Annotated in this window: 17 protein-coding genes; 4 read left to right on the top strand and 13 right to left on the bottom strand. The window is 60.8% G+C overall.

Translation table 11 applies throughout. From position 1 onward, the window contains the following. Positions 1 to 421 precede the first annotated feature (421 nt). Both AEQ67_RS25065 and AEQ67_RS25070 read right to left on the bottom strand, forming a co-directional pair. Positions 422 to 1,777 carry an amidase gene (locus AEQ67_RS25065; protein WP_059406474.1) on the bottom strand — a complete coding sequence of 452 codons (1,356 nt, stop codon included), beginning with the start codon at positions 1,775 to 1,777 and terminating at the stop codon, positions 422 to 424. A gap of 13 nt (positions 1,778 to 1,790) precedes the next feature. Further along, a complete protein-coding gene (locus AEQ67_RS25070) occupies positions 1,791 to 3,122 on the bottom strand; it encodes an MFS transporter (RefSeq protein WP_059406475.1) in 1,332 nt (443 codons plus the stop codon). 211 nt (positions 3,123 to 3,333) lie between these two features. Between AEQ67_RS25070 and AEQ67_RS25075 the strand changes: the two genes are divergently transcribed. Continuing rightward, positions 3,334 to 4,368 (top strand): LacI family DNA-binding transcriptional regulator, encoded by a 1,035-nt coding sequence (locus tag AEQ67_RS25075; RefSeq protein ID WP_059406476.1) that lies wholly within the window; start codon positions 3,334 to 3,336, stop codon positions 4,366 to 4,368. A gap of 157 nt (positions 4,369 to 4,525) precedes the next feature. Here AEQ67_RS25075 and AEQ67_RS25080 read toward each other — a convergent pair whose 3' ends face one another. From AEQ67_RS25080 to AEQ67_RS25095, 4 genes are all read right to left on the bottom strand, one after another. After that, positions 4,526 to 6,091, bottom strand: coding sequence for an amino acid permease (locus tag AEQ67_RS25080; protein WP_059406477.1), 1,566 nt, complete (start codon positions 6,089 to 6,091; stop codon positions 4,526 to 4,528). A gap of 163 nt (positions 6,092 to 6,254) precedes the next feature. Continuing rightward, complete coding sequence (locus tag AEQ67_RS25085) at positions 6,255 to 7,415, bottom strand: iron-containing alcohol dehydrogenase (protein ID WP_059406478.1); 1,161 nt, start codon at positions 7,413 to 7,415, stop codon at positions 6,255 to 6,257. A gap of 3 nt (positions 7,416 to 7,418) precedes the next feature. Continuing rightward, positions 7,419 to 8,813, bottom strand: coding sequence for an aldehyde dehydrogenase family protein (locus AEQ67_RS25090; RefSeq protein WP_059406479.1), 1,395 nt, complete (start codon positions 8,811 to 8,813; stop codon positions 7,419 to 7,421). A gap of 7 nt (positions 8,814 to 8,820) precedes the next feature. Continuing rightward, a complete protein-coding gene (locus AEQ67_RS25095) occupies positions 8,821 to 10,194 on the bottom strand; it encodes a glutamine synthetase family protein (protein WP_059406480.1) in 1,374 nt (457 codons plus the stop codon). Positions 10,195 to 10,369: 175 nt separating this feature from the next. On the opposite strand from AEQ67_RS25095, the gene AEQ67_RS25100 reads away from it, so the two are divergent. Then, on the top strand, positions 10,370 to 10,687 hold the full coding sequence (locus AEQ67_RS25100; protein WP_059406481.1) for a carboxymuconolactone decarboxylase family protein: 318 nt from the start codon (positions 10,370 to 10,372) through the stop codon (positions 10,685 to 10,687). A gap of 123 nt (positions 10,688 to 10,810) precedes the next feature. Here AEQ67_RS25100 and AEQ67_RS25105 read toward each other — a convergent pair whose 3' ends face one another. Continuing rightward, positions 10,811 to 11,431: a hypothetical protein gene (locus AEQ67_RS25105; protein WP_152974910.1), complete on the bottom strand. Its 621-nt coding sequence runs from the start codon at positions 11,429 to 11,431 to the stop codon at positions 10,811 to 10,813. A 276-nt stretch (positions 11,432 to 11,707) separates the two neighbouring features. On the opposite strand from AEQ67_RS25105, the gene AEQ67_RS25110 reads away from it, so the two are divergent. Beyond that, the gene (locus AEQ67_RS25110; RefSeq protein ID WP_059406483.1) at positions 11,708 to 12,361 is read left to right on the top strand and encodes a peroxiredoxin; all 654 of its coding nucleotides are present in this window, start codon (positions 11,708 to 11,710) and stop codon (positions 12,359 to 12,361) included. A 78-nt stretch (positions 12,362 to 12,439) separates the two neighbouring features. Here the strand turns inward: AEQ67_RS25110 and yghX are convergent, their stop codons facing one another. The 6 genes from yghX to glcD all read right to left on the bottom strand — a co-directional run bounded on the left by yghX (position 12,440) and on the right by glcD (position 19,992). Further along, positions 12,440 to 13,327 carry a YghX family hydrolase gene (gene yghX, locus AEQ67_RS25115; protein WP_059406484.1) on the bottom strand — a complete coding sequence of 296 codons (888 nt, stop codon included), beginning with the start codon at positions 13,325 to 13,327 and terminating at the stop codon, positions 12,440 to 12,442. Positions 13,328 to 13,551: 224 nt separating this feature from the next. Then, positions 13,552 to 15,732 carry a malate synthase G gene (locus tag AEQ67_RS25120; RefSeq protein WP_059406485.1) on the bottom strand — a complete coding sequence of 727 codons (2,181 nt, stop codon included), beginning with the start codon at positions 15,730 to 15,732 and terminating at the stop codon, positions 13,552 to 13,554. A 53-nt stretch (positions 15,733 to 15,785) separates the two neighbouring features. Continuing rightward, positions 15,786 to 16,187: a heme-binding protein gene (locus AEQ67_RS25125; RefSeq protein WP_059406486.1), complete on the bottom strand. Its 402-nt coding sequence runs from the start codon at positions 16,185 to 16,187 to the stop codon at positions 15,786 to 15,788. Between the two features lie 20 nt (positions 16,188 to 16,207). Beyond that, positions 16,208 to 17,425 (bottom strand): glycolate oxidase subunit GlcF, encoded by a 1,218-nt coding sequence (glcF, locus tag AEQ67_RS25130; protein ID WP_059406487.1) that lies wholly within the window; start codon positions 17,423 to 17,425, stop codon positions 16,208 to 16,210. A gap of 3 nt (positions 17,426 to 17,428) precedes the next feature. Beyond that, positions 17,429 to 18,493: a glycolate oxidase subunit GlcE gene (gene glcE / locus AEQ67_RS25135; RefSeq protein ID WP_059406488.1), complete on the bottom strand. Its 1,065-nt coding sequence runs from the start codon at positions 18,491 to 18,493 to the stop codon at positions 17,429 to 17,431. Beyond that, positions 18,493 to 19,992, bottom strand: a complete 1,500-nt coding sequence (gene glcD, locus AEQ67_RS25140; protein ID WP_059406489.1) for a glycolate oxidase subunit GlcD — start codon at positions 19,990 to 19,992, stop codon at positions 18,493 to 18,495. The genes glcE and glcD overlap by 1 nt, the downstream gene beginning before the upstream one ends. A gap of 233 nt (positions 19,993 to 20,225) precedes the next feature. On the opposite strand from glcD, the gene glcC reads away from it, so the two are divergent. Beyond that, a complete protein-coding gene (glcC, locus tag AEQ67_RS25145) occupies positions 20,226 to 20,993 on the top strand; it encodes a transcriptional regulator GlcC (RefSeq protein ID WP_059406490.1) in 768 nt (255 codons plus the stop codon). Positions 20,994 to 21,681: the final 688 nt, after the last annotated feature.

Consider the following 21,681-nt stretch of genomic DNA (forward strand, 5'->3'; position numbering starts at 1 on the left):
GCAGGTGACGGGTATCGAAAACGCAACCCCTGTAGCAGCTGGCGAAGCCTGCGTCCGGCTGCGCAGCAGTCGTAACGTCAGCCTGTGCGGTGCGCCAGACCTACCGCGCACTCAGGGTTTACGACTGCTGCGCAGCCGGACGCAGGCTTCGCCAGCTGCTACAGGGGATGTGCCGCTGCTGGCTCGTTTGCCGCGGATATTTTCGCCAGTGAAGCCGTCATGTCTTCACTCGGCACACCGATCAATCAAGCCAGAACGCGATCCGTGTAGCAGCTGGCGAAGCCTGCGTTCGGCTGCGCAGCAGTCGTAAAGTCAGCCTGTGCGGTGCGTCAGACCCACCGCGCACTCAGGGTTCACGGCTGCTGCGCAGCCGAACGCAGGCTTCGCCAGCTGCTACAGGGGATGTGTTGCTGCTGGTTCGTTAGTCGCGTACGAATCGCTGCGCCATGACCCGCAGCAAACGATCATCCTCTCCCGCGGCGGCAATCACTTGCAGGCCTACCGGCATTTTCCGCACCAGCCCCACCGGCAGGCTGATCGCAGGCAACCCGGTGAGGTTCCAGGCACTGGTGTGGCTGAGCAGGGCGGCGCGCACATCGAGATTCTGCTCACCCACCCGGACCTCGCGCGCGTCGACGGCTGTCGCGGTAATCGGCACGCTCGGCGAAACCAGGAAGTCATAGTGCTCGAACAAACGCGCCATCGCCGCTTTGAGCCGTACCTGGCTCGCCTGTGCGCGGATGTACTGCCAGCCCCGGACTTCCCGTGACAATTCGAGGCGCTCGCGCACCTCTTGCTCGAACGTGTGCGGTGCCTCCTGCATGCGCTCGGCATGCACATTGAAGGCCTCGGCGCGTTGCAGCATCAGCAAGGTGTCTTTCATTTCGGCCGCCAGCGGCACCAGTTCCGCAGTGTCCTGTAGCGCCTCGCCAAACAGCTGCTGCGCCGCCTGGTAAACCTGCCGATCCAGTTCGGCATCGACCGGGCCGAAGCTGCCGGTGGTGATCCAGCCAACCCGCAACGGTCGAGGGTTGTTCTGCGGCGCACACACCCGCCCAGCCACCACTTCGAACAGCAGGCGCGCATCCTCGACGTAGTTGGCGATCGAGCCCACGTGGTCGAGGCTCGACGCCAGCGGGAACACGCCCTCCACCGGCACGCTGGCAAACGATGGCTTGAAGCCGACCACGCCGCATAACGCTGCCGGAATGCGGATCGACCCGCCAGTGTCGGTGCCCAACGCCAGCGGCACCATGCCGCTGGCCACCGCCGCCGCGCTGCCGGCGCTGGAGCCGCCAGTGATGCAGCTGGCATCCCACGGGTTACGTGCCGCGCCCTGCAGCGAGCGGTCGCCGGTCGGGCCGTAGGCGAATTCGTGGGTCAAGGTCTTGCCGACAATGACCGCACCCGCCTCGCGCAGGCGTTGCACGCACAGCGCATCGCGGCTCGGCTTGAAGCCTGCGAAATGCGCCGATCCGTAGGTGGTGACATGGTCGACCGTGTCGATATTGTCTTTGACCGCCACCGGTATGCCGTGCAGCGGGCCGAGGTCCAGGCCCTGAGCAAACAGCTCATCAGCCTTGCGCGCCTGGGCCAGCGCCACGGGCGGATCGACATGAACGAAGGCGTTCAAAATCGGGTTCAGGCGCTCGATGCTGTCCAGGGCGGCTTGGGTCAGCTCGACACTTGTCAGGCTACCCGCGCGCAGACGCTCGGCCAGCGCGACGACCGATTGAGCAAAAAAAGATCCAACGTGAACAGGCTTCGCCAGGCTCATACGAACAACTCCATCAAACGGCTGCGGGTAAAGGGGAAGGGCGGGTTTGCCGACTGCCGGGACGTACCATCAGCATCGCGCTCATGCCCAGTGCGGTGGCGACCGCCGCTGCGACGAACATCGACGAATAGCCGTAACGCACGGTCAGGTAACCGGTGAGCATGGGCGCGATGAACGAAGCGGTGTTGGCGAGGAAATGGGTCATGCCGCTGTAGGCGCCGACGCGGTTGGGCGGCGCGGTGGCGATCACCACGGCCCAGTAAACCGAGTTGGGCAACGCGGTGAGGGCGTTGGCCAGGGTCATCAGGGCAATCACACCCCACCCGGTCTGGGCCTGCGATACCAATATGAAACAGAGCGTGGTCAACAGCAGGCAGGTCGCGGCCAGCCAGCTACGTGCGACCTTCAGGTTGCCGGTGCGGCGCAACAGCAGGTCGGAGATCTTGCCGCCCAATAGCACGGTGAAGCAGGCGCCGGTCCACGGAATCATGCCCATGTACCACAGCGACGACAGGTTGTAGTGGAACTCGTCCTGCAGGTATTTGGGGGTCCAGGTCAGCAGCAGGAACGTCACGTAGACGAACGAGAAGTAACCGACCGCATTGAGTATCAGGTCCTTGTTCTTGAAGAAATGCCATACCGGCGCAACGCTGGTGGTCGGGGTTGAAGCATTGGCTGCGGCGGCGCGTTCACGTCGCAGGAAGTCGAGCTCGGCCTTGGACACTCGCGGGTTTTCATCGGGGGTATTGGTGAAGCGCGTCATGAAGAAAATCAGCAGCGCCAGGCTGACCACGCCCAGCACCACGAACATGCTGCGCCAGCCGCCCGTCAGGGTTTGCAGACCGACCGCGACCGGGGCGGTAAGCAGCGCGCCCAACGGTGTGCTGAGCAGCCCGACCGAGACCACGAAGCCGCGCTCCTTGGGTGTGGCCCAGTTGGCCACGCTCTTGTTGATCACCGAGTAGGCCGGGCCTTCGGCAAAGCCGAACAGCACGCGGATTGTGGCGAAGCCGGCCATGGCCGAGCCCCCCATGAAGGCCAGCCCGAGGTCACCGGCAAACGCGGTGCCGATCTCGAAAACCGACCAGGTGGCACCCGCAATCAACCAGATGCGCTTGGCGCCAAAGCGGTCGGCCAGGATGCCGCCGATCAACGCCCCGAGGATGTAGCCGTACCCGAAGTAACCCAGGACTTTGCCCCAGTCGGCCTTGTCGAAACCGTACTCCGGAAGAATGCTCGCCGAGGCATAGGCAATCGCGCCACGGTCAATGTAGTTGAGCAGTGCCATGAGCATGATCAGGAAGAAAATCTGGTAGCGGAAAGACGGAATAGCTGCGCTCTTCATAGGGATCTGACTCTTCAAAATGATGGCAGAAGTCAAAAAGTCGGCCGCGTCCGGCGTATTTTTATTGTTTTACCCAAACGTTTGGGTCAACGAAATGTAGAGACGGAAAAAGTTTTAGTCAATCGTTTGGGTAGAGGTTTTTTTCTCGGGAAGAGGTTGCGGTTGAGGTAGAATCGCGCGCTGATTAATGCACGGTGGAAGACGCTCAAACATGCCGAATGAATCTCGACCCGCCACCCTGAAGTCCATGGCGACTGCACTCGGGGTGCACGTCTCCACGGTGTCGCGGGTGCTCAATGGCGACCCGGCCGAGGTCGAGCGGGCGGCGTCGGCCACGGTGGTGGAGCGCATCCGCGCGCTCGCCAAAGAGCTGGATTATCGGCCGAACACCCAGGCCACCAATCTGAAATTGCGCAAAAGTCAGGAGATCTGCGTGCTCATGCCACGCCTCACCGATCTGGTGATGGCGACCATTTATGACAGCATCGACAGCGCGGCCGAAGAGGCCGGCTACCTCACGTTCGTCTCCAATACCGACGACTTGCAACCGCGCCAAATGGCCCGCGCCGAGCACGCCTTGCGCCGCTCGGTGGCCGGGTTGATCGTGGGTGACTCGCACGTGGGTGAACACCAGCCTCTACTTGATCTGCTCGCACGCAAGCACATCCCCTACGTGCTGGTCAGCCGCCAGATTGCAGGGCACCTCGCGGCGGCCAGCGACGACGAATTGGGCGGCTGGTTGGCGGCCGAACATTTGTATCAACTGGGTTGTCGCGATGTGGCGATCCTGGCGGGAGAGCGGCATGCGTCCACCGGCGCTGACCGTACACGCGGGTTCATTCGCTATTACCGTGAGCAAGGCGTGGCCGTGCGCCCAGAGTGGATCGTTAATGGTCCTTTTGACAGTCACACCGGACACCAGCAAGGCGAATATCTGCTGGGGCTCAACCCACGCCCTCAGGCGTTTTTCGCGGTCAACGACTTCCTTGCCATCGGCCTGATGGGCGCCGCCCGCGACAAAGGCTTGCAGCCGGGCAAGGACATTGCCGTCGTCGGCTTCAACGACATCCCGCTGGCCAATGAGCTCATCGTTCCACTGACCAGCGTGCGCCTGCAGATGGCACAGATGGGACGGCACGCGGTGGAGTTGCTGCTCAAGCGCATCAAGGGCGAGCCCGCAGAGTCGATCATCCTTGCGCCGCAGTTGCAGGTGCGGGCGAGTTCCTCGCTGTTGCAGCCGCGCTGACTGAGGGACGGCTGCCAAGACGCACGGGTGACGCGGAGCGTGGGAACGTCCCCCTGTAGGAGCAAAGCTTGCTCGCGAAGACGGCCTTACATTCAACATCGATGTTGGCTGTGATGGCCTCTTCGCGAGCAAGCTTTGCTCCTACACGGTTGTGTTTTTAGCTCCCGGCCTGTTTATTCAACGCCGCTTCAGCCGCCGCAATTTCCGCCTGGCGCTTGACGATCATGTCGCCAATCGGCGGCCCCTGGAAGCGTCGGGCTTCAAAACCGAACCAGACGATCGCCGTCAGCACCAGAAAGCCAATGGTGATGTACAGCGCCCAATCGTTCGGTGGCTGGATGCCGATGACAAAAATGATCACCATCGACAGGATCGAGAGGACGGAGAACACCGAGTACCAGAAGCGCCCCATGTTCCACGGTCCCATGGTCGGCCATTTCGCGGTGCCGTAGGTAAACAGGCCCAGCACGATGGGAATGATGAAAGAGAAGAACAGGAAGATCACCGTGCAGGAGACGACGATCGTATAGACCGGCGTTGCACCGACCGAGATCACCGACGAGCCCCAGTCGAACAATACGGCGAGGGTGGCGCCGGTCCAGATAGCCGCCACCGGGCTGCGATAGGTCGGCGAGACTGAGGCCAGTGCTTTCGAGTATGGCAGCCCGCCATCACGCGAGAACGCGAAGATCATGCGTGAGACCGAAGTCACGGTCGCCAATCCGCAGAGGAACTGCGAGATGAAAATCGCCACGTACAGTGCGAGCTTCACTGTCGGGTTGACCTGAGTGTTCATCGCCCAGAAAAACACGTTCCAGCCTTGCTTGGCCGCCTCATCCATGTTCGGCAGCATCAGCACAAACGCGCTGAGCATCACCCAACCGAATAGCAGCGACCAGACCACCGACATGACCATCCCGCGAGGCACCGACATCGCCGCGTTGCGGGTCTCCTCCGAGGTGTGCGCAGAAGCGTCATAGCCAGTGATGGTGTAGATCGGCAGCAGCAGGCCGAGCATGACGATCCAGCCTTCGGAAACTTGCGGCCAGACATTGCCGCCAGCCTCGCCGGAATAGTTGCCGAAGGTCCATAGCCGGGCGAACTCATAGCTGGGCGCCGAGATCAGGCAAACGATGGTCAGCGCGAGCGCGGTAGCGAAAATCAGGTAACCCGAGAAGTCGGTGAGCTTGGCCGTCAGACCGATACCCAGGTGGTTACACAAAGCCTGGATACCGGTCAGGATCGCCAGAAAAATCACCCTGACCGTGGTCGTATCTTCCATGCCCAGGGCCGGTCCGAAGGCGCCGAAGAAAAAGTAATAGGTGCCGACGTTGATCGCACCGAGCACAGTCACTAATCCCAGCAGGTTGAACCACGCGGTTAGCCAGCCAGTGAAGCGATTACCGAGAATCGAGCCCCAGTGATACAGACCACCCGCGGTGGGGTAGGCCGAGGAAATCTGCGCCATGGCCATAGCGAAAACCCCGGAGATCAGGCAGCCGATCGGCCAGCCGATGCCGATTGACGCGCCGCCCGCGCCCGAGGTGCCCTGGGCGAGTGAGTTGATGCCACCCGAGAGGATGCAAATGATCGAAAAGGAAATCGCAAAGTTGGAGAAAACGCCCATTCGTCGCGAGAGCTGCTGGGCATAGCCCATGCTGTGCAGCACCTTGACGTCATCGTCGTGCGACGCGCTGGTGCCGGGCTGGCTTGCTGGCTTCATGTTGTGTGCCCCTTCTCAGGTTTTCATACAGGCCGAACTGAGCCGCCGTAGGCTCGACCTTGGTTTTCTGTAGGAGCGAGCTCGCTCGCGATGGACGTCAACGATCACGCGTGCTTACTGACTAAACGCGGCGTCCTTGAGTCCATCGCGAGCAAGCTCGCTCCTACAGACGGCCGTGATAAGCGGCTTGAAAAATTTCGGTCACGCCGGCCTTGGTCAATGGCAGCGGGTTGCCGCTGGCAGACGGGTCGACAATGGCCATGTCGGCGATCAGATCGGCTTGCTGATCATCCACGCCCAGTTCAACCAGCGTGTGCGGTACGCCGATGTCCTTGCGCAGTTTCAGGACGAAGGCCAGAAAGCTGTCGAAGCCGGGGGAGGGCAGCCGCAAATAAGCCGCCAGACGTGTGATGCGTTCTTCGATGGCCGGGCGATTGAACTTCAATACGTAGGGCATGAAGGTGGCGTTGGTCATGCCGTGATGGGTGTCATACAACGCGCCCACCGGATGCGAAAGGGCGTGCATGCCGCCCAGGCCTTTTTGGAAGGCCGTGGCGCCCATGGCTGCCGCCGCGAGCATTTGCGCGCGCGCTTCAAGGTCGGAGGGCGTGTGCACGGCGCGGACCAGGGCGTTGGCCACCAGGCGCATGCCTTCCACCGCGATGCCATCGGCCAAAGGGTGAAAACCGGGGGCGCAGTACGCTTCCAGGCAGTGCGAAAGCGCATCCATGCCCGTGCCGGCGGTGACTTTGGCCGGCATGCCGACGGTCAGGGCCGGGTCGCTGATGACCACGCGCGGCATCATTTTCGGGTGGAAGATGATGCGTTTGGTGTGGGTGCGCTCGTCGATGATCACCGCCGCACGGCCCACTTCCGAGCCCGTGCCCGCCGTCGTTGGCACCGCGATGATCGGGGCGATCCGGCTTTCGTCGGCGCGTGTCCAGTAGTCGCCGATGTCTTCGAAATCCCACACCGGCCGGGTCTGGCCACTCATGAACGCGATGAGCTTGCCCATGTCCAGCCCGCTGCCGCCGCCGAAGGCGACCACGCCATCGTGTTTGCCGGCACGCCAGGCCTCAAGTCCGCCTGCCAGGTTGGCCTCGACCGGATTGGGCTTGAGGTCGCAAAACAGCGCAGCACCGAGGCCGGCGTCACGCATGGCGTCCAGCGCTGTCGTGGTGATCGGGGCCCGCGCCAGGCCGCTGTCGGTGACCAGCAGCGGTCGCTGGATACCCTGGCTGCGACAGACCTCGGCCAGCTCGCTGATGCGGCCGACACCGAAACGAATGCTCGTGGGGTAATTCCAGTTTCCCGTCAGGCTCATGGCTCAGATCTCGTGGCGCAGGTGGAAGGATTTGGCGCGGGTCAGGTGCTCGTAGCCCAGGCGCGACAACGTCACGCCGCGCCCGCTGTTCTTAACGCCGGTCCAGGCCAGCGCCGGGTCCAGATAATCACAGCGGTTCATGAACACCGTGCCGGTGTCGATCTCGTTGCCCAGGCGTTCGGCGGCGGCGAGGTCTTGCGTCCAGATCGAGGCGCTGAGCCCGAACTCGCTGTCGTTCATCAGGGCGATGGCTTCGTCGTCGCTGGCCACCGGCATGATCCCGACCACCGGGCCAAAGCTTTCCTCGCGCATGACCGACATTTGGTGGGTGACGTCGATCAGCACCTGCGGCGCGAGGTAGGCGCTGCCCGGCACGTCGGCGGGGAAGGTCTGCGGATCAATCAGTGCCTTCGCGCCTTTTGACAGCGCCTCGGCGATCTGGCCCCGGACGAAGTCAGCGGCGCTCGGCGACACCAGCGGGCCAAGCGTGGTGGCTTCATCCAGTGGGTTGCCGAGCACGTATTGGCGAGTCAGGGCGGCGAAGCGCTCGACAAACGCCGGGTAGATTTTCTCATCGACGTAGATACGCTCGACCGCGCAGCAGCTTTGCCCGGAATTGAAGAAGCTGCCGTCCACCAGGTTTTCCACCGCATGCTCAAGATTGGCGTCCGCCCGAACGTAGGCCGGGTCTTTGCCGCCGAGCTCCAGGCCTACGCCGATGAAATGTTTTATGGCAGCGACGCTTTCAACGGCCTTGCCACCGTCGACTGAGCCAGTGAAATTCACCTGCTGCACCTTTCCAGTGAGGATCATCATCTCGGTCCAGAGATGACTGAGCACCAGGTTCTGGAACAGCCCTTCAGGCAAATTGGCGCGGCGCATGGCCTCGGCGAAACGCTCACCGACCAGCAGTGTTTGCGAAGCGTGTTTGAGGATGACGCTGTTGCCGGCCATCAGCGCCGGAATGATCGTGTTGACTGCCGTCAGATAAGGGTAATTCCACGGGGCGACCACCAGCACCGTACCCAGCGGTTCACGTTTGATCAGGCGTCTAAAACCTTCGACAGGCGCGGGTTCGATGGCTGCCAACGCCTCTGGCGCAATGGCGATCATATGCCGGGCACGCTCTTCGAATCCGCGCAGTTCGCCTGCGCCAAAGCGTACCGGGCGGCCCATCTGCCAGGCCAGCTCCGGGACAATTTCATCTTTCATGGCGAGCATCGCGTCCACCGCGGCGCTGCAAAAAGCCGCGCGTTCGCTCAAAGGCCGACGTTTCCATTGCGCCTGGGCGGTTTCAGCATCCGCAAGTGCCTGCTCGATCTGCACGAAATCGGCGCACTGACGTTTGGCGTAGACCCGGCCATCGACCGGTGAGATGAGTTGAATAGGCTCTTTCATGGTGCTCTCAATAACGCTCAAAACCGCGCTGCAGTTCCCAGTCGGTGATCCGCCGGTCGTACTCCTTCTGCTCCCATTCGGCGGTGTGCACGTAGTGGTCGATCACTTCATCACCGAACGCCTCGCGCAACATGGTCGAAGCCTTGAGTGCGCTGCACGCATCGCGCAGGGTCTTCGACACTTCAGGCAAGTGCTCGTCGACGTAGGCATCGCCCTCGAAGGGTGGGGTGAGGGTGAGCTTCTCATCGATGCCGGCCAGGCCCGCCGCAATCAAAGCGGCGAAGGCCAGGTAAGGGTTGAGGTCGGCGCCGCCGATGCGGCATTCGATACGGATTGATTTGCTGCCTTCGGCGCACAGACGAAAGCCTGCGGTGCGATTGTCGCGGCTCCATACCGCCCGGGTCGGTGCAAACGTGCCGGCCTGAAAGCGCTTGTACGAGTTGATGTACGGCGCGAGAAAACAGGTGATGTCGTTGGCGTACTTGAGCTGCCCGGCGACCCAGGAACGCATCAACTTCGACATGCCGAATTCAGCCTTGGCGTCGAAGAACAGCGGCTTCTTGGCGTTCTTGTCCCACAGCGAATTATGGATGTGGCTGCTGGAACCGGCAGCGTCATAGCGCCACTTCGCCATGAAGGTGATCGCCTTGCCTTGCAGTTGTGCGATCTCTTTGCAGGCGTGCTTGATGATGACGTGGTGGTCAGCCATGGTCAGGGCATCGGCATAACGAATGTTGATTTCTTCCTGGCCCGGCCCCCATTCACCCTTGGAGTTTTCCACGGGAATGCCGCTCGCCTGCAGATGCTTGCGAATCGCCCGCAACACCGGTTCCTCGCGGGTGGTCTGCAGGATGTTGTAATCCTCGATGTAGTGACCGGCCGTCTTCGGCTTGTGGTAGTTGCGTTCGTGGATGGCCTCGTAACTCTCGTCGAACAGATAGAACTCCAGTTCCGAGGCGAACATGCCGGTATAGCCGCGCTCACGCAGGCGCTCGATCTGCTTTTTCAGAATGGCTCTTGGGCTGTGCGGCAGGTCGCGCCGGTGGTGGTGATCGAGCACATCGCAGAGCACCAGTGCCGTGCACTCAAGCCAGGGTACTCGTCGCAACGTGGCCATGTCGGGCTTGAGCACAAAGTCGCCATAGCCTTTGCTCCAACTGGCGGCGGCGTAACCCGGCACGGGTTCCATGTCGATGTCGTCGGCCAACAGGTAGTTGCAGCAGTGGGTTTCTTCGTGGCCGCTGTCGATGAAAAACTCGACCTGGAAGCGCTTGCCGACCAGTCGGCCTTGCATGTCGACCATGCACACCAGCACGGTATCAATTTCGCCGGATGCGGCGGCACGTTTCAGTTGGTCAAAACTAAGGAGGGGCTCGGTCATCACGTAGTCCTGCGTGAATTGTTTGGGCCTGATCTGAGATAGCTGTTGCAGACGCTCTCCAGAAAAAACCAAAACCTGCAGACGCGAGCATCATGGGCAATAAGCTGCACTAAGCTTAGCCTACTGTTGGTATACGCAAGTTTCGGTAATCGAAGCCTCTAGTGCGGAGAAAAAGATGGCAAAGAAGAAAGCGCTCAATACGTACCAACGCCTCGAACTGCAATACCCGGATTACCTGACTGCAGTGGAGGCCTTGGGCACGGCGGTGCGTCATGCCGGGCCATTGGAAGAGAAAGTGGTGCAGCTCATCCAGCTCGGAGCCGCCGCGGCCATCCGCTCCGAAGGCGCGGTGCACAGTCATGCACGGCGGGCACTGGAGGCGGGCGCGACGAAAGAGCAGATTCATCACACGCTGATTGCACTGACCAGCACGATCGGTTTCCCAACGGTCGTTGCCGCCATCAGTTGGGCGGACGATGTGATGGATAAATGAATGTACGCCCCGAAAGACGGGACGCGGCGCCCCTGATGATAAGCAATGAAAGGGAGTTCCCCACCGCGTTCCGTCTTTGCTGTGTTACTTGCATTCGATGATTTTTCGTCAAGCCCAGCATGATTATTTGCAGTCGCCAATATATGGGCCGCTGCACGGATCCGGCTTGGGTGCAGGTACAGCAGGTGGAACGCGCTGGTCTCGCGTTTCTGAAATTGGAATCTGACCGGCGTTACAAAATGGAAGCCCAGAGTCAAAATTGAGTCCGTCTTTGGACGGTATTTTAAGAATTTTCTTGTCCTTCAATTGAGCCGCTGACGAAACAACAGAAGCCAGTACATCTGCCGCCATCTTTGCTCCAGGCGTGGAGTCCGCGCCAACACCTGCCAGGTTGCCATTGGTGGTGAGACTGACGCTGAACTTCGATGTCTCCAGTACCCCGGGCTCGTAGTAGATCCGGCTTGGTTTCAATGCAGAAGTCATCCTGCGTTCTTCGACCACCATTGGCTCGCATTTCAGTTTAGGGTCTTGTGCTCCGGCGAAGTGCGTTAAAACATTATCCTTACCCAGGATTTTGTCTTGAACGTAGGTAACCGTTACAACCTCCTGCCGGTAATAAAGAATGCCTTCACATTGGTCGGTCAGGCACTTATCGGGCGCAACTGCCTGGTTGATAATTTTTCCAGAGCAGCCTCCGAGGGCTACCACGAATGCAATCCCCAGCAACCCTCTCATCATGTTCATCCTTCTCAACCATTAAGTTTTCTGAATTCAAACAATGATGGCTGAACAACGGCAATACGCCAGTATTTCGAATCCGCCAGGATTGGCGTGATTGGGCTGGGGGGATTCACCAGGGGGAGCCTTCCGTGGTGGCTTTTGGTGTCGGTTCCAGCCTTTTCTCGAACGTCTCCTATACTTGATCGGCGTTGACAGGCTCAACGCCGAACACAGCATGCCGTTGGAACAGCAGTCAGCGCTCTGACGGCTTCCCTATCAGTCACTGCAAGGAGATCGAACATGGCAATTCGTATTGGCGATGAAGCACCGGATTTCACCGCCGAAAGCACTGAAGGCCAGATCCGCTTCCACGAGTGGATTGGCGATAAGTGGGCGATCCTGTTCTCGCATCCGAAGGACTTCACGCCTGTATGCACCACTGAACTCGGTTATATGGCCGGACTCAAGCCTGAGTTCGACAAACGCAACACCAAGATCGTCGGGCTCAGTATCGATCCGGTCGGGAATCACAAGGACTGGGCCAAAGACATCGAAGAGACCCAGGGCCATGCGGTCAACTACCCCATGATCGGCGACGAAGACCTGGTGGTGGCCAAGCTCTACGACATGATTCACCCGAACGCCAGTGGCGGCTCGCGCACTGCCGTGGACAACGCTACCGTGCGGTCGGTGTTCATCGTGGGGCCTGACAAGAAGATCAAGGCGATGCTGATCTATCCCATGAGCGCCGGGCGCAATTTCGATGAGGTTCTGCGTCTGCTCGATGCGCTGCAACTGAACGCCAAACACACCGTCGCTACCCCGGTGAATTGGCGTCCGGGCGACGACGTGATCATTCCTACTTCGGTCTCCGACGAGGATGCGCGCAAGAAGTACCCGGAAGGCTTCAAGACGGTGAAACCTTACTTGCGCACCGTGGCGCAACCGAAGTAACCACCGCTGCAAAATGGATAGCGGTTGCCCTTGAGCCTGGCTGGGTAACCGCTGTCTATCCCCGATCCGATCAGTCGACTAAGCCAGGTATTTTTTGAACCACCCCAGCGTGCGGTCCCAGGCCAGCTTGGCGGCGGCTTCATCGTATCGAGGCGTGGAGTCGTTGTGGAAGCCGTGGTTGGCGCCGGGGTAGATGTAAGCCTCGTAGGTCTTGCCGGCGGCTTTCAATGCCTTCTCGTAGGCGGGCCAGCCTTCGTTGATGCGGGTGTCCAGTTCGCCGTAATGCAGCATCACCGGTGCCTTGATTCGGGGGACATCCTTGGCCTCCGGCTGCTTGCCATAAAAGGACACCGCCGCACCCAGTTCCGGATAGGCCACGGCCGCGGCATTGACGACACCGCCGCCATAGCAGAACCCGGTGATGCCGACTTTTCCGGTGGTCGTGTCATGTTTCATCAGCCATTCAATGGCGGCAAAAAAATCGTTCATGAGCTTTTCAGGATCGACCGTCAGTTGCAGCTCTTTGCCTTTTTCATCGTTGCCGGGATAACCGCCGACCGAGGTCAGCCCATCGGGGGCGAGGGCAATGAAACCAGCCTTGGCCAGGCGCCGGGCAACGTCTTCGATGTAGGGGTTGAGCCCACGATTCTCATGCACGACCACCACCGCCGGGACCTTGCCGGTGGCTTTCGCCGGGCGCACCAGATAACCACGGACCTGACCGTTGCCCTTGGGTGAGGGGTAGGTGATGTATTCGGGGAGGATGTCCGGGTCGGTAAATTCAACCTGTTCGGCCAACGCATAGTTCGGGCTCAGCGCGGCCAGTAATGCACCGGCCGTCATACCGCCAAACGTGAACAACGCCGCCCGATCGAGAAACTCTCGCCGGTTGATCTTGCCGTGGGCGTAGTAGTCGTAGAGTTCCAGTAGTTGCGGGGCAAAGTCTTTCGCAGTGAGACGGGGCATCTGTGCGTTTCCTTCTGGACGGGTCGGTGGCGCTGCAGGCTCGACAATGTGAGCGACAACTATCGAGCGTAGTCGCTTACAAAAAAACAGCCTCAGCCCGATGATGCTGCCCTTTGTAGGAGCGAGCTTGCTCGCGATGGACGATAACGATAACGCGCGCTCCTGGATAATCGCGTCGCCCTCACGTCCTTCGCGAGCAAGCTCGCTCCTACACACCCCTTTATTTATGCCCTCGGCTGTTTAAACCCAAGCCGGAATTTATGCAGCAGCGGTTCGGTATAGCCATTGGGTTGCGCGCAGCCCTCGAACACCAGCGCGCAAGCTGCCTGGAACGCAACGGATTGCTCAAAGTCCGGCGCCATGGGTTTGTACAGCGGGTCCCCCGCGTTCTGCTCATCGACGACCCGCGCCATGCGCTGCAAAATCTCGAGCGTCTGGTCTTTGGTGATCACCCCGTGCCGCAGCCAGTTCGCCATGTGCTGACTGGAAATACGCAGGGTCGCGCGGTCTTCCATCAGGCCTACGTTATGGATGTCCGGCACCTTCGAACAGCCGATGCCTTGCTCGACCCAACGCACCACATACCCCAGCAAGCCTTGCGCGTTGTTTTCGACTTCTTGACGAATCTCATCGGCCGACCAGGTCGGTACGCTGACGACTGGCACGCTGAGCAAACCGTCCAGCAGTGCCCGGCTGACGCCACTGAAGTCTGTTGTTTCAAGCGACTCCTGCACCGAGCGTACATTGACCTGGTGGTAATGCAGCGCATGCAGCGTAGCGGCGGTCGGCGAGGGCACCCACGCGGTGTTCGCGCCAGCCTTGGGATGGGCGACTTTCTGTTGGAGCATGTCGGCCATGCGGTCCGGCATGGCCCACATGCCTTTACCGATCTGCGCCCGCCCGCGCAGTCCGCAATCCAGGCCCGCCAGCACGTTGCTGCGCTCATAGGCCTCGATCCACGCGGTGCTTTTCATGTCACCCTTGCGCAACATTGGGCCGGCTTCCATGGCGCTGTGCATCTCGTCGCCGGTGCGATCGAGGAAGCCGGTATTGATGAACGCGACCCGTGAGGATGCCGCCGCAATGCACGCCTTGAGGTTGACGCTGGTGCGCCGCTCCTCGTCCATGATGCCCATTTTCAGGGTATGACGTTCGAGCTGCAGCAAGTCTTCGATGCGGCTGAACAACTGCTCGGCGAAGGCCACTTCGGCAGGGCCGTGCATTTTCGGTTTGACGATGTAGACGCTGCCGGTTCGGGAATTGCCCTGGCGTTGCAGGTCATGCAAGGCAATCAGGCTGGTGATGACACCGTCGAGAATGCCCTCAGGAATTTCCAGTCCGCTGTCGTCGAGAATGGCCGGGCTGGTCATCAGGTGCCCGACGTTGCGGATGAACAGCAACGAACGCCCGTGCAGTTTCAGTGAGCTGCCGTCGGCGGCGGTGTACTCACGGTCCGGGTTCAGACGTCGAGTGATGGTTTTACCGTTTTTCTCCAGGTCTTCCTTCAGGTCGCCCTTCATCAAGCCCAGCCAGTTGCGGTACACCTGAACCTTGTCATCGGCGTCGACTGCCGCCACCGAATCTTCGCAATCGATGATGGTCGAGAGGGCTGCTTCGATCAGCAGGTCCTTGACGCCGGCAGCGTCAGCCTGGCCGATGACGCTCTGCCGATCGATCTGGATCTCGACGTGCAGATCGTTGTTTTTCAGCAGAATGGCCGTGGGGTCCGCGAGCGCGCCCTGGTAGCCGATGTACTGCGCGGCATTCGCCAAACCGGTTTGACTGCCGTCATTCAGGGTGACTTGCAGCGCACCACCTTCAATGCCGTAACGCGACGCCTCTACATGGGAACCGCTGCTCAACGGGAACGCCTGATCGAGAAACGCCCGTGCAAAAGCGATGACTTTCGCGCCGCGCACGGGGTTGTAAGCCCGACCCGGCTCGGCGCCGACGTCATTGGCGATCACGTCGGTGCCATAAAGGGCGTCGTACAACGAGCCCCAGCGGGCATTGGCCGCATTCAGCGCGTATCGAGCATTGACGGCGGGGACCACCAGTTGCGGCCCGGCCTGCACACTGATCTCGGTATCGACGTTATGGGTGCTGACGTTCACGTTCTCGGGTTGTGGTTGCAGGTAGCCGATGCCGCTGAGGAAATCGCGGTATGCCGGCATGTCGGTCACCGGGCCCGGGTGTGCACGGTGCCAGGTGTCGAGTTCGGTTTGCAGGCGATCCCGTTCAGCCAGCAGCGCGCGGTTGATCGGCGCCAGTTCATGCACCATCGCGGCGAAACCACCCCAGAACGTTTGCGCATCCAGGCCGGTTCCCGGCAACACGTCCGAGTCAACGAAACGCTGCAGGACAGGCGCGACCTTGAGGCCATGGCAGTTAACGAAATCGGTCACTTTTGTATCTCCATCACACGTGTTTATCGAGCGCTGACAGCGTCACGTTCAGTTCATTTCAGGCATTGCGCGCCGGCCTTGGCCACTTGTGCCTCCTGCCCGGCCTTGACCCCGGACACGCCGACCGCGCGGATCACCGGGCCGTCGACGATGATCGGCACGCCCCCTTCAAGGGAGGTCAGCACCGGCGCCGACAAAAAGGCATGGCGACCGCCGTTGACCATGTCCTCATAGCCCTTCGACTCACGCCGACCCAACGCCGAGGTGCGGGCCTTTTCGGTGGCAATGTAGGCGCCAATCGGGGCGCAGCCGTCGAGGCGTTCAAGGGCCAGAGGATGGCCGCCGTCAGCGACAATCGCGATGGTCACGGCCCGCTGGTTGTTCTGCGCTTCGGTGCGTGCGGCAGCGAGGATCTGGCTGACTTCGGTCTGGCTCAGTACGGCTTTGCTTTTCATCGGAATTCTCCAGGGTTCGGTTAAGGCAACGCGGCTTCGACCAGTTCGATCCAGTGCCGGACAGGGGTTCGGCCTGCGCCGTCGAGGTGCGACTGACAGCCGATATTGGCGGTGACAATGACTTCGGGGTGTCCACTCTCCAGCGCGTTCAACTTGTTGTCGCGCAGTTGCCGGGGCAGTTCGGGTTGGGTGATCGAATAGGTGCCCGCCGAGCCGCAGCACAGGGGGCTGTCAGGAACGGCGGTGAGGTTAAAGCCTGGGCTCGTCAGAATCGCTTCGACGGCGCCGCCGAGTTTTTGCGCGTGCTGCAAGGTGCAGGGGCAATGGAACGCCAGACGCTGGCAGCTCTCTACGCCGAGCTTGTCCAGCGGCTCGTCGCGCAGCACTTCAACCAGGTCCCTGGCCAGCGCGCTGACTTTTTTTGCCTTGTCGGCATACGCCGGATCATTGCTGAGCAGGTGGCCGTACTCTTTGATAAACGCGCCACAACCGCTGGCGGTTTGCACAATCGCCTCGGCACCGTTCTCAATGCTCGGCCACCACGCGTCAATGTTGCGGCGAGCGCGATCGAGGCCAGCAGCCTGCGCATCGAGGTGATAATCCACGGCGCCGCAGCAACCGGCTTCGCTGGCCGGGGTCACGCTGATTCCCAGGCGATCCAGTACCCGTGCGGTGGCCGCGTTGGTGTTCGGTGACAGACTCGGCTGCACGCAGCCTTCGAGCATCAGCACGTGCCGGGTGTGGCGAATGGTCGGACGTGGCTTCGGCGGATGCACGTTGCGCGGCAATTTCACTTGCAGGGTATTGGGCAGCAAGGCGCGGAAAATCTGACCACTGCTGACTAGCCCTTTGAACAGTCCCGGATTGGGCACGACCGCACGTACCCCCTCGCGCAACAGTCGCTGGCCGAGTGATCGCGGCACCGCCGCATCGACCACCGCCCGGCCGATGTCCAGCAAGTTGTGGTAGTCGACGCCGGAGGGGCAGGTGGTTTCGCAATTGCGGCACGACAGGCAGCGATCCAGGTGCTGCTGGGTTTTCTGTGTGACTTCGTTGCCTTCCAGCACTTGCTTGATCAGGTAAATGCGGCCCCTCGGGCCATCCAGTTCATCGCCGAGCAATTGATAGGTCGGGCAGGTGGCATTGCAGAAACCGCAGTGCACGCAAGTGCGCAGGATGCTTTCGGCTTCTTCGGCGCGGGGCAGTTGGCGGGCGTGTTCGCTCAGGGTTGTCTGCATGGGTCAAAGCTCCGCGTACAGGCGCCCGGGGTTGAAAATGCCCCGGGGGTCGAGTTGTTGCTTGAGGTTCTGGTGGTAGCGCATCAGCGCGGCCGGCAACGGTTGGAACGGGCTGTCGATCAAGCCGTGGCTGTAGCAGGTCACATGCCCGCCGACCTCTTCGACGACCTTGCGGATGAAGGCCGCTTCGGCGTTGGATTTGAGCCAGCGCTGGGCGCCGCCCCAGTCAATCAGTTGGCGACCGGGCAGGGACAGTTTCGCGGTGTTGTTCGGCAACGACAGGCGCCAAAGCGGCTGGTCCTCATCGAAGAAACTCAAGCGCTGTTCGTTGAGGTCGGCCCAGTACGAAGCGTCCAGCAACTCGCCGCCCAAGCGGTCATGGGCGGCAGCCACCGAGCCTTCGCCACCCTCGAGCCGCAGGTGCAGGCGTTGGCCGTCGTGACACGCGGCGCTGATCGGCAGCGGCTGCTGGCCCCATTCCGCCAGGCGTAGCAAGGCGCGATCGCTGTCGATGTCCAGGCTGATGCTCAAGCATTGACGCGGCTTGGGCAGGACCTTGAGCGAGACTTCTGTGATCAGGCCCAACGAACCATAGCTGCCGGCCATCAACCGCGACAGGTCGTAGCCGGCAACGTTTTTCATGACCTCGCCACCGAAGCGCAAATGCTTGCCGTGCCCGGTGATGACCCGCGTCCCGAGGACGAAGTCGCGTACGGAGCCCGACCACGGGCGGCGCGGCCCCGAGAGCCCGCTGGCGATCATCCCGCCCACCGTGGCGTCGTCACCGAAGGAGGGCGGTTCGCAGGGCAGCATCTGTTGTGCCGCGTCCAACACCGCAGACAATTCTGCCAATGGCGTGCCGCAGCGGGCGGTGATCACCAGTTCAGTCGGGTCGTAGCTGACGATGCCCCGGTGCGAGCGCGTGTCGAGGACTTCACCCGGCACAATGCGCCCCAGAAACGCCTTGCTGTTGGAACCCTGGATACGCAGCGGCGTGGCGTTTTCCAGCGCCCGGTTGACCTGCTCCAGTAGCGCGCCGCTGTCATCGATATCGTGTTCACTGCGCATCAGAAACGCTCCAGTTCAGGGAAGGGCATCTGACCCATGTGGACGTGCATCGCGCCAAACTCGGCGCAGCGGTGCAGGGTGGGAATGTTCTTGCCAGGGTTGAGTAAACCGCTTGGATCGAACGCGGCTTTGACGGCATGGAACACGGTCAACTCATCGCTGTTGAACTGCGCGCACATCTGATTGATTTTCTCGCGGCCCACGCCATGTTCGCCGGTAATGCTGCCGCCGACCTTCACGCACAATTCGAGGATCTTGCCGCCCAGGGCTTCGGCGCGATCGAGTTCACCGGGTTGGTTGGCATCGAACAGAATCAGCGGGTGCATGTTGCCGTCACCGGCGTGGAAAACGTTGGCCACCCGCAGGTCGTAATCGGCCGACAACGCGGCAATCGCGTGCAGCACGCCGGGCAATTCGCGGCGCGGGATCGTCCCGTCCATGCAGTAATAATCCGGTGAGAGGCGACCCACCGCGGGAAAGGCATTCTTGCGCCCGGCCCAGAAACGCACGCGTTCAGCCTCGTCCCTGGCCTGACGCACTTCGGTGGCGCCGGCCTGTTCCAGCACCTGGCGCACGCGGTCGCAGTCATCGTGAACGTCCGCCTCAACACCGTCGAGCTCGCAGAGCAAAATGGCTTCAGCGTCGACCGGGTAGCCAGCGTGGATAAAGTCTTCAGCGGCACGAATGGCCAGGTTGTCCATCATTTCCAGACCGCCCGGAATGATCCCGGCGGCAATAATGTCGCCGACCGCACGACCGGCCTTTTCCACGGAATCGAACGCCGCCAGCAACACCTTGGCGGTTTGCGGTTTGGGCAGCAGTTTGACCGTGACCTCAGTGATGACGCCGAGCATGCCTTCGGAGCCGGTGAACAGCGCCAGCAGGTCGAAACCCGGTGAGTCGAGGGCTTGAGAACCCAGCGTCAGGTGTTCACCGTCGACGGTGAGGATGTCGACCTTGAGCAGGTTGTGCACGGTCAGTCCGTACTTCAGGCAATGCACGCCACCGGCGTTTTCCGCCACGTTGCCGCCAATAGAGCAGGCGATCTGCGAGGAAGGGTCCGGCGCGTAGTACAAGCCAAACGGCGCGGCGGCCTGGGAAATCGCCAGGTTACGAACGCCCGGCTGGACGCGGGCGGTGCGGGCGGCGGCATCGATATGGAGGATGTTGTTGAAGCGCGCCATCACCAGCAGCACGCCTTTTTCCAACGGCAGCGCACCACCGGACAAACCGGTCCCGGCGCCGCGAGCGACGACCGACACCTGCCGTTCATGGCAGAGGCGCAGTACGCCTTGAACCTGTTCGATGGTTCGCGGCAGCACCACCAGCATGGGCGTGGTGCGATACGCCGAGAGTCCGTCGCATTCGTACGGTTTGAGCTCTTCCTGCTGATGCAGGACTTCCAGATCCGGCCATTGCGTGTGCAGCGCTTGCAGCAGTGCACTTTTGTCGACGTCAGGCAAGACACCGTCAACGCGTTCGTCGTAGAGAATGTTCATCGGTGCACGACACTCGGTTGTTTTTATTAGAGGGTCTGTTTGCGTATGCAGCTGACTTGCATCATTGGCCCGAGGCGTTCTACTGTCTATGCGTTGTTTGGCTGGTCGAACCAGTTTTTTACGCGGTCGTTTTTTAATTTTGTAAAAATATTCAAATAAAACAGTTGGTTATGTTTGTGTTTGAGTCTGTACGGTTTTGCTGTTGAGACTGGTCATACCAGTTGGAGAGTTCGATGGACAATGCAACGGTGACCCGTAATCCACAAGTTGCAGACGTGGTCTGTGAGCGAATAGAGCGCCTGATTGTCGACGGGGTACTCAAGACCGGGCAGCTGTTGCCATCGGAGCGGCGCCTGACGGAAAAACTTGGCGTCTCCCGCACCGCACTTCGCGAAGGCCTGAAGCTGTTGCGCGCTCGCGGGATTATCAAGACGGAGCAGGGCAAGGGCTCATTCGTGGCCGACCTTTCGGGGCATGGTGCTGCGTCGCCGCTGATGCACTTGTTCAGCTCGCAGCCACGAACGCTTTACGATTTGTTCGAGGTGCGCAGTTTGCTTGAAGGCGAATCTGCGCGCTTGGCGGCTCTGCGCGGGACGGACGCTGATTTTGTTCTGATCACTCGCGCCTATGATGCGTTGCTTGATGCGCACAGCCGTTCGCTGGATGCGTCCGCCCATGCGCGGCTCGATCATGCGTTTCACCTGGCGATTTGCGAGGCTTCGCATAACCCGGTGCTGGTGCAGACCTTGCGATCGCTGACCGATTTACTGCTGAACACGGTGTTTGCCTCGGTCAACAATCTCTATCACCGGGAAACGCAAAAAAAGCAGATCGACCGTCACCATGCGCGCCTTTACAACGCCGTGACCGGCCGTATGCCGGAGCAGGCGCGCAAGGCGGCCATTGCGCATATTCAAAGCATTTGCGAAAACCTCAAGGAGATTGAAGGGGAGGAACAGCGGTTGGTGCGGGCCACGTTGCGACTTGAGGGGTGGGCGTGAGGCTGTACTTGGACAGGGGGGGCGGATCTGAAGCAAAGCAACGGCAAGATCAAAAGATCGCAGCCTTCGGCAGCTCCTACATTGACCGTGTGCGACCGCCTTTCCCTGTAGGAGCTGGCTTGCCAGCGAAGGCCTCAAAGGCGCCACGTTCATCCTGTTAAAACACGTCATCGTTAACGACCTTCGCTGGCAAGCCAGCTCCTACAGGGGATTTGGTGTGCGAAATGAATAGGCGGCCACACACGCTCAATGTAGGCGCTGGCTTGCCAGCGAAGGACTCAAATGCGCCACGGTTTTCCTGTTAAAACGCGTCATCGTTAACGACCTTCGCTGGCAAGCCAGCGCCTACAGGGGATTTTGGTGTACGAAATGAATAGGCGGCCACACACGCTCAATGTAGGAGCTGGCTTGCCAGCGAAGGACTCAAATGCGCCACGGTTATCCTGTTAAAACACGTCATCGTTAACGACCTTCGCTGGCAAGCCAGCTCCTACAGGGGAAACGTGTGTGTTTGAAATCAGGCCGGCCTGCAGGCCGCTGTGCTGTTGATTTTGACGCACCGCCCCCTCACGCCCTGAGCCTGTCCGTCAACCTGTGACCACCTCCATCGGCGCCACTACCAGCGTTGATCCACGCCGCGTTAATGCCTGCAAGTAAGCCTTTTCGTCATAGACGGTGCTGGTTTTCC

This window comes from Pseudomonas sp. RIT-PI-q, assembly GCF_001297125.1.
Classification (GTDB): Bacteria; Pseudomonadota; Gammaproteobacteria; order Pseudomonadales; family Pseudomonadaceae; genus Aquipseudomonas.

Bases quoted from the DNA above. Each gene is read 5' to 3' on its own strand.
- AEQ67_RS25065 (WP_059406474.1), bottom strand. From the start codon at position 1,777: ATGAGCCTGGCGAAGCCTGTTCACGTTGGATCTTTTTTTGCTCAATCG.
- AEQ67_RS25070 (WP_059406475.1), bottom strand. From the start codon at position 3,122: ATGAAGAGCGCAGCTATTCCGTCTTTCCGCTACCAGATTTTCTTCCTG.
- AEQ67_RS25075 (WP_059406476.1), top strand. From the start codon at position 3,334: ATGCCGAATGAATCTCGACCCGCCACCCTGAAGTCCATGGCGACTGCA.
- AEQ67_RS25080 (WP_059406477.1), bottom strand. From the start codon at position 6,091: ATGAAGCCAGCAAGCCAGCCCGGCACCAGCGCGTCGCACGACGATGAC.
- AEQ67_RS25085 (WP_059406478.1), bottom strand. From the start codon at position 7,415: ATGAGCCTGACGGGAAACTGGAATTACCCCACGAGCATTCGTTTCGGT.
- AEQ67_RS25090 (WP_059406479.1), bottom strand. From the start codon at position 8,813: ATGAAAGAGCCTATTCAACTCATCTCACCGGTCGATGGCCGGGTCTAC.
- AEQ67_RS25095 (WP_059406480.1), bottom strand. From the start codon at position 10,194: ATGACCGAGCCCCTCCTTAGTTTTGACCAACTGAAACGTGCCGCCGCA.
- AEQ67_RS25100 (WP_059406481.1), top strand. From the start codon at position 10,370: ATGGCAAAGAAGAAAGCGCTCAATACGTACCAACGCCTCGAACTGCAA.
- AEQ67_RS25105 (WP_152974910.1), bottom strand. From the start codon at position 11,431: ATGAACATGATGAGAGGGTTGCTGGGGATTGCATTCGTGGTAGCCCTC.
- AEQ67_RS25110 (WP_059406483.1), top strand. From the start codon at position 11,708: ATGGCAATTCGTATTGGCGATGAAGCACCGGATTTCACCGCCGAAAGC.
- yghX (WP_059406484.1), bottom strand. From the start codon at position 13,327: ATGCCCCGTCTCACTGCGAAAGACTTTGCCCCGCAACTACTGGAACTC.
- AEQ67_RS25125 (WP_059406486.1), bottom strand. From the start codon at position 16,187: ATGAAAAGCAAAGCCGTACTGAGCCAGACCGAAGTCAGCCAGATCCTC.
- glcF (WP_059406487.1), bottom strand. From the start codon at position 17,425: ATGCAGACAACCCTGAGCGAACACGCCCGCCAACTGCCCCGCGCCGAA.
- glcE (WP_059406488.1), bottom strand. From the start codon at position 18,493: ATGCGCAGTGAACACGATATCGATGACAGCGGCGCGCTACTGGAGCAG.
- glcD (WP_059406489.1), bottom strand. From the start codon at position 19,992: ATGAACATTCTCTACGACGAACGCGTTGACGGTGTCTTGCCTGACGTC.
- glcC (WP_059406490.1), top strand. From the start codon at position 20,226: ATGGACAATGCAACGGTGACCCGTAATCCACAAGTTGCAGACGTGGTC.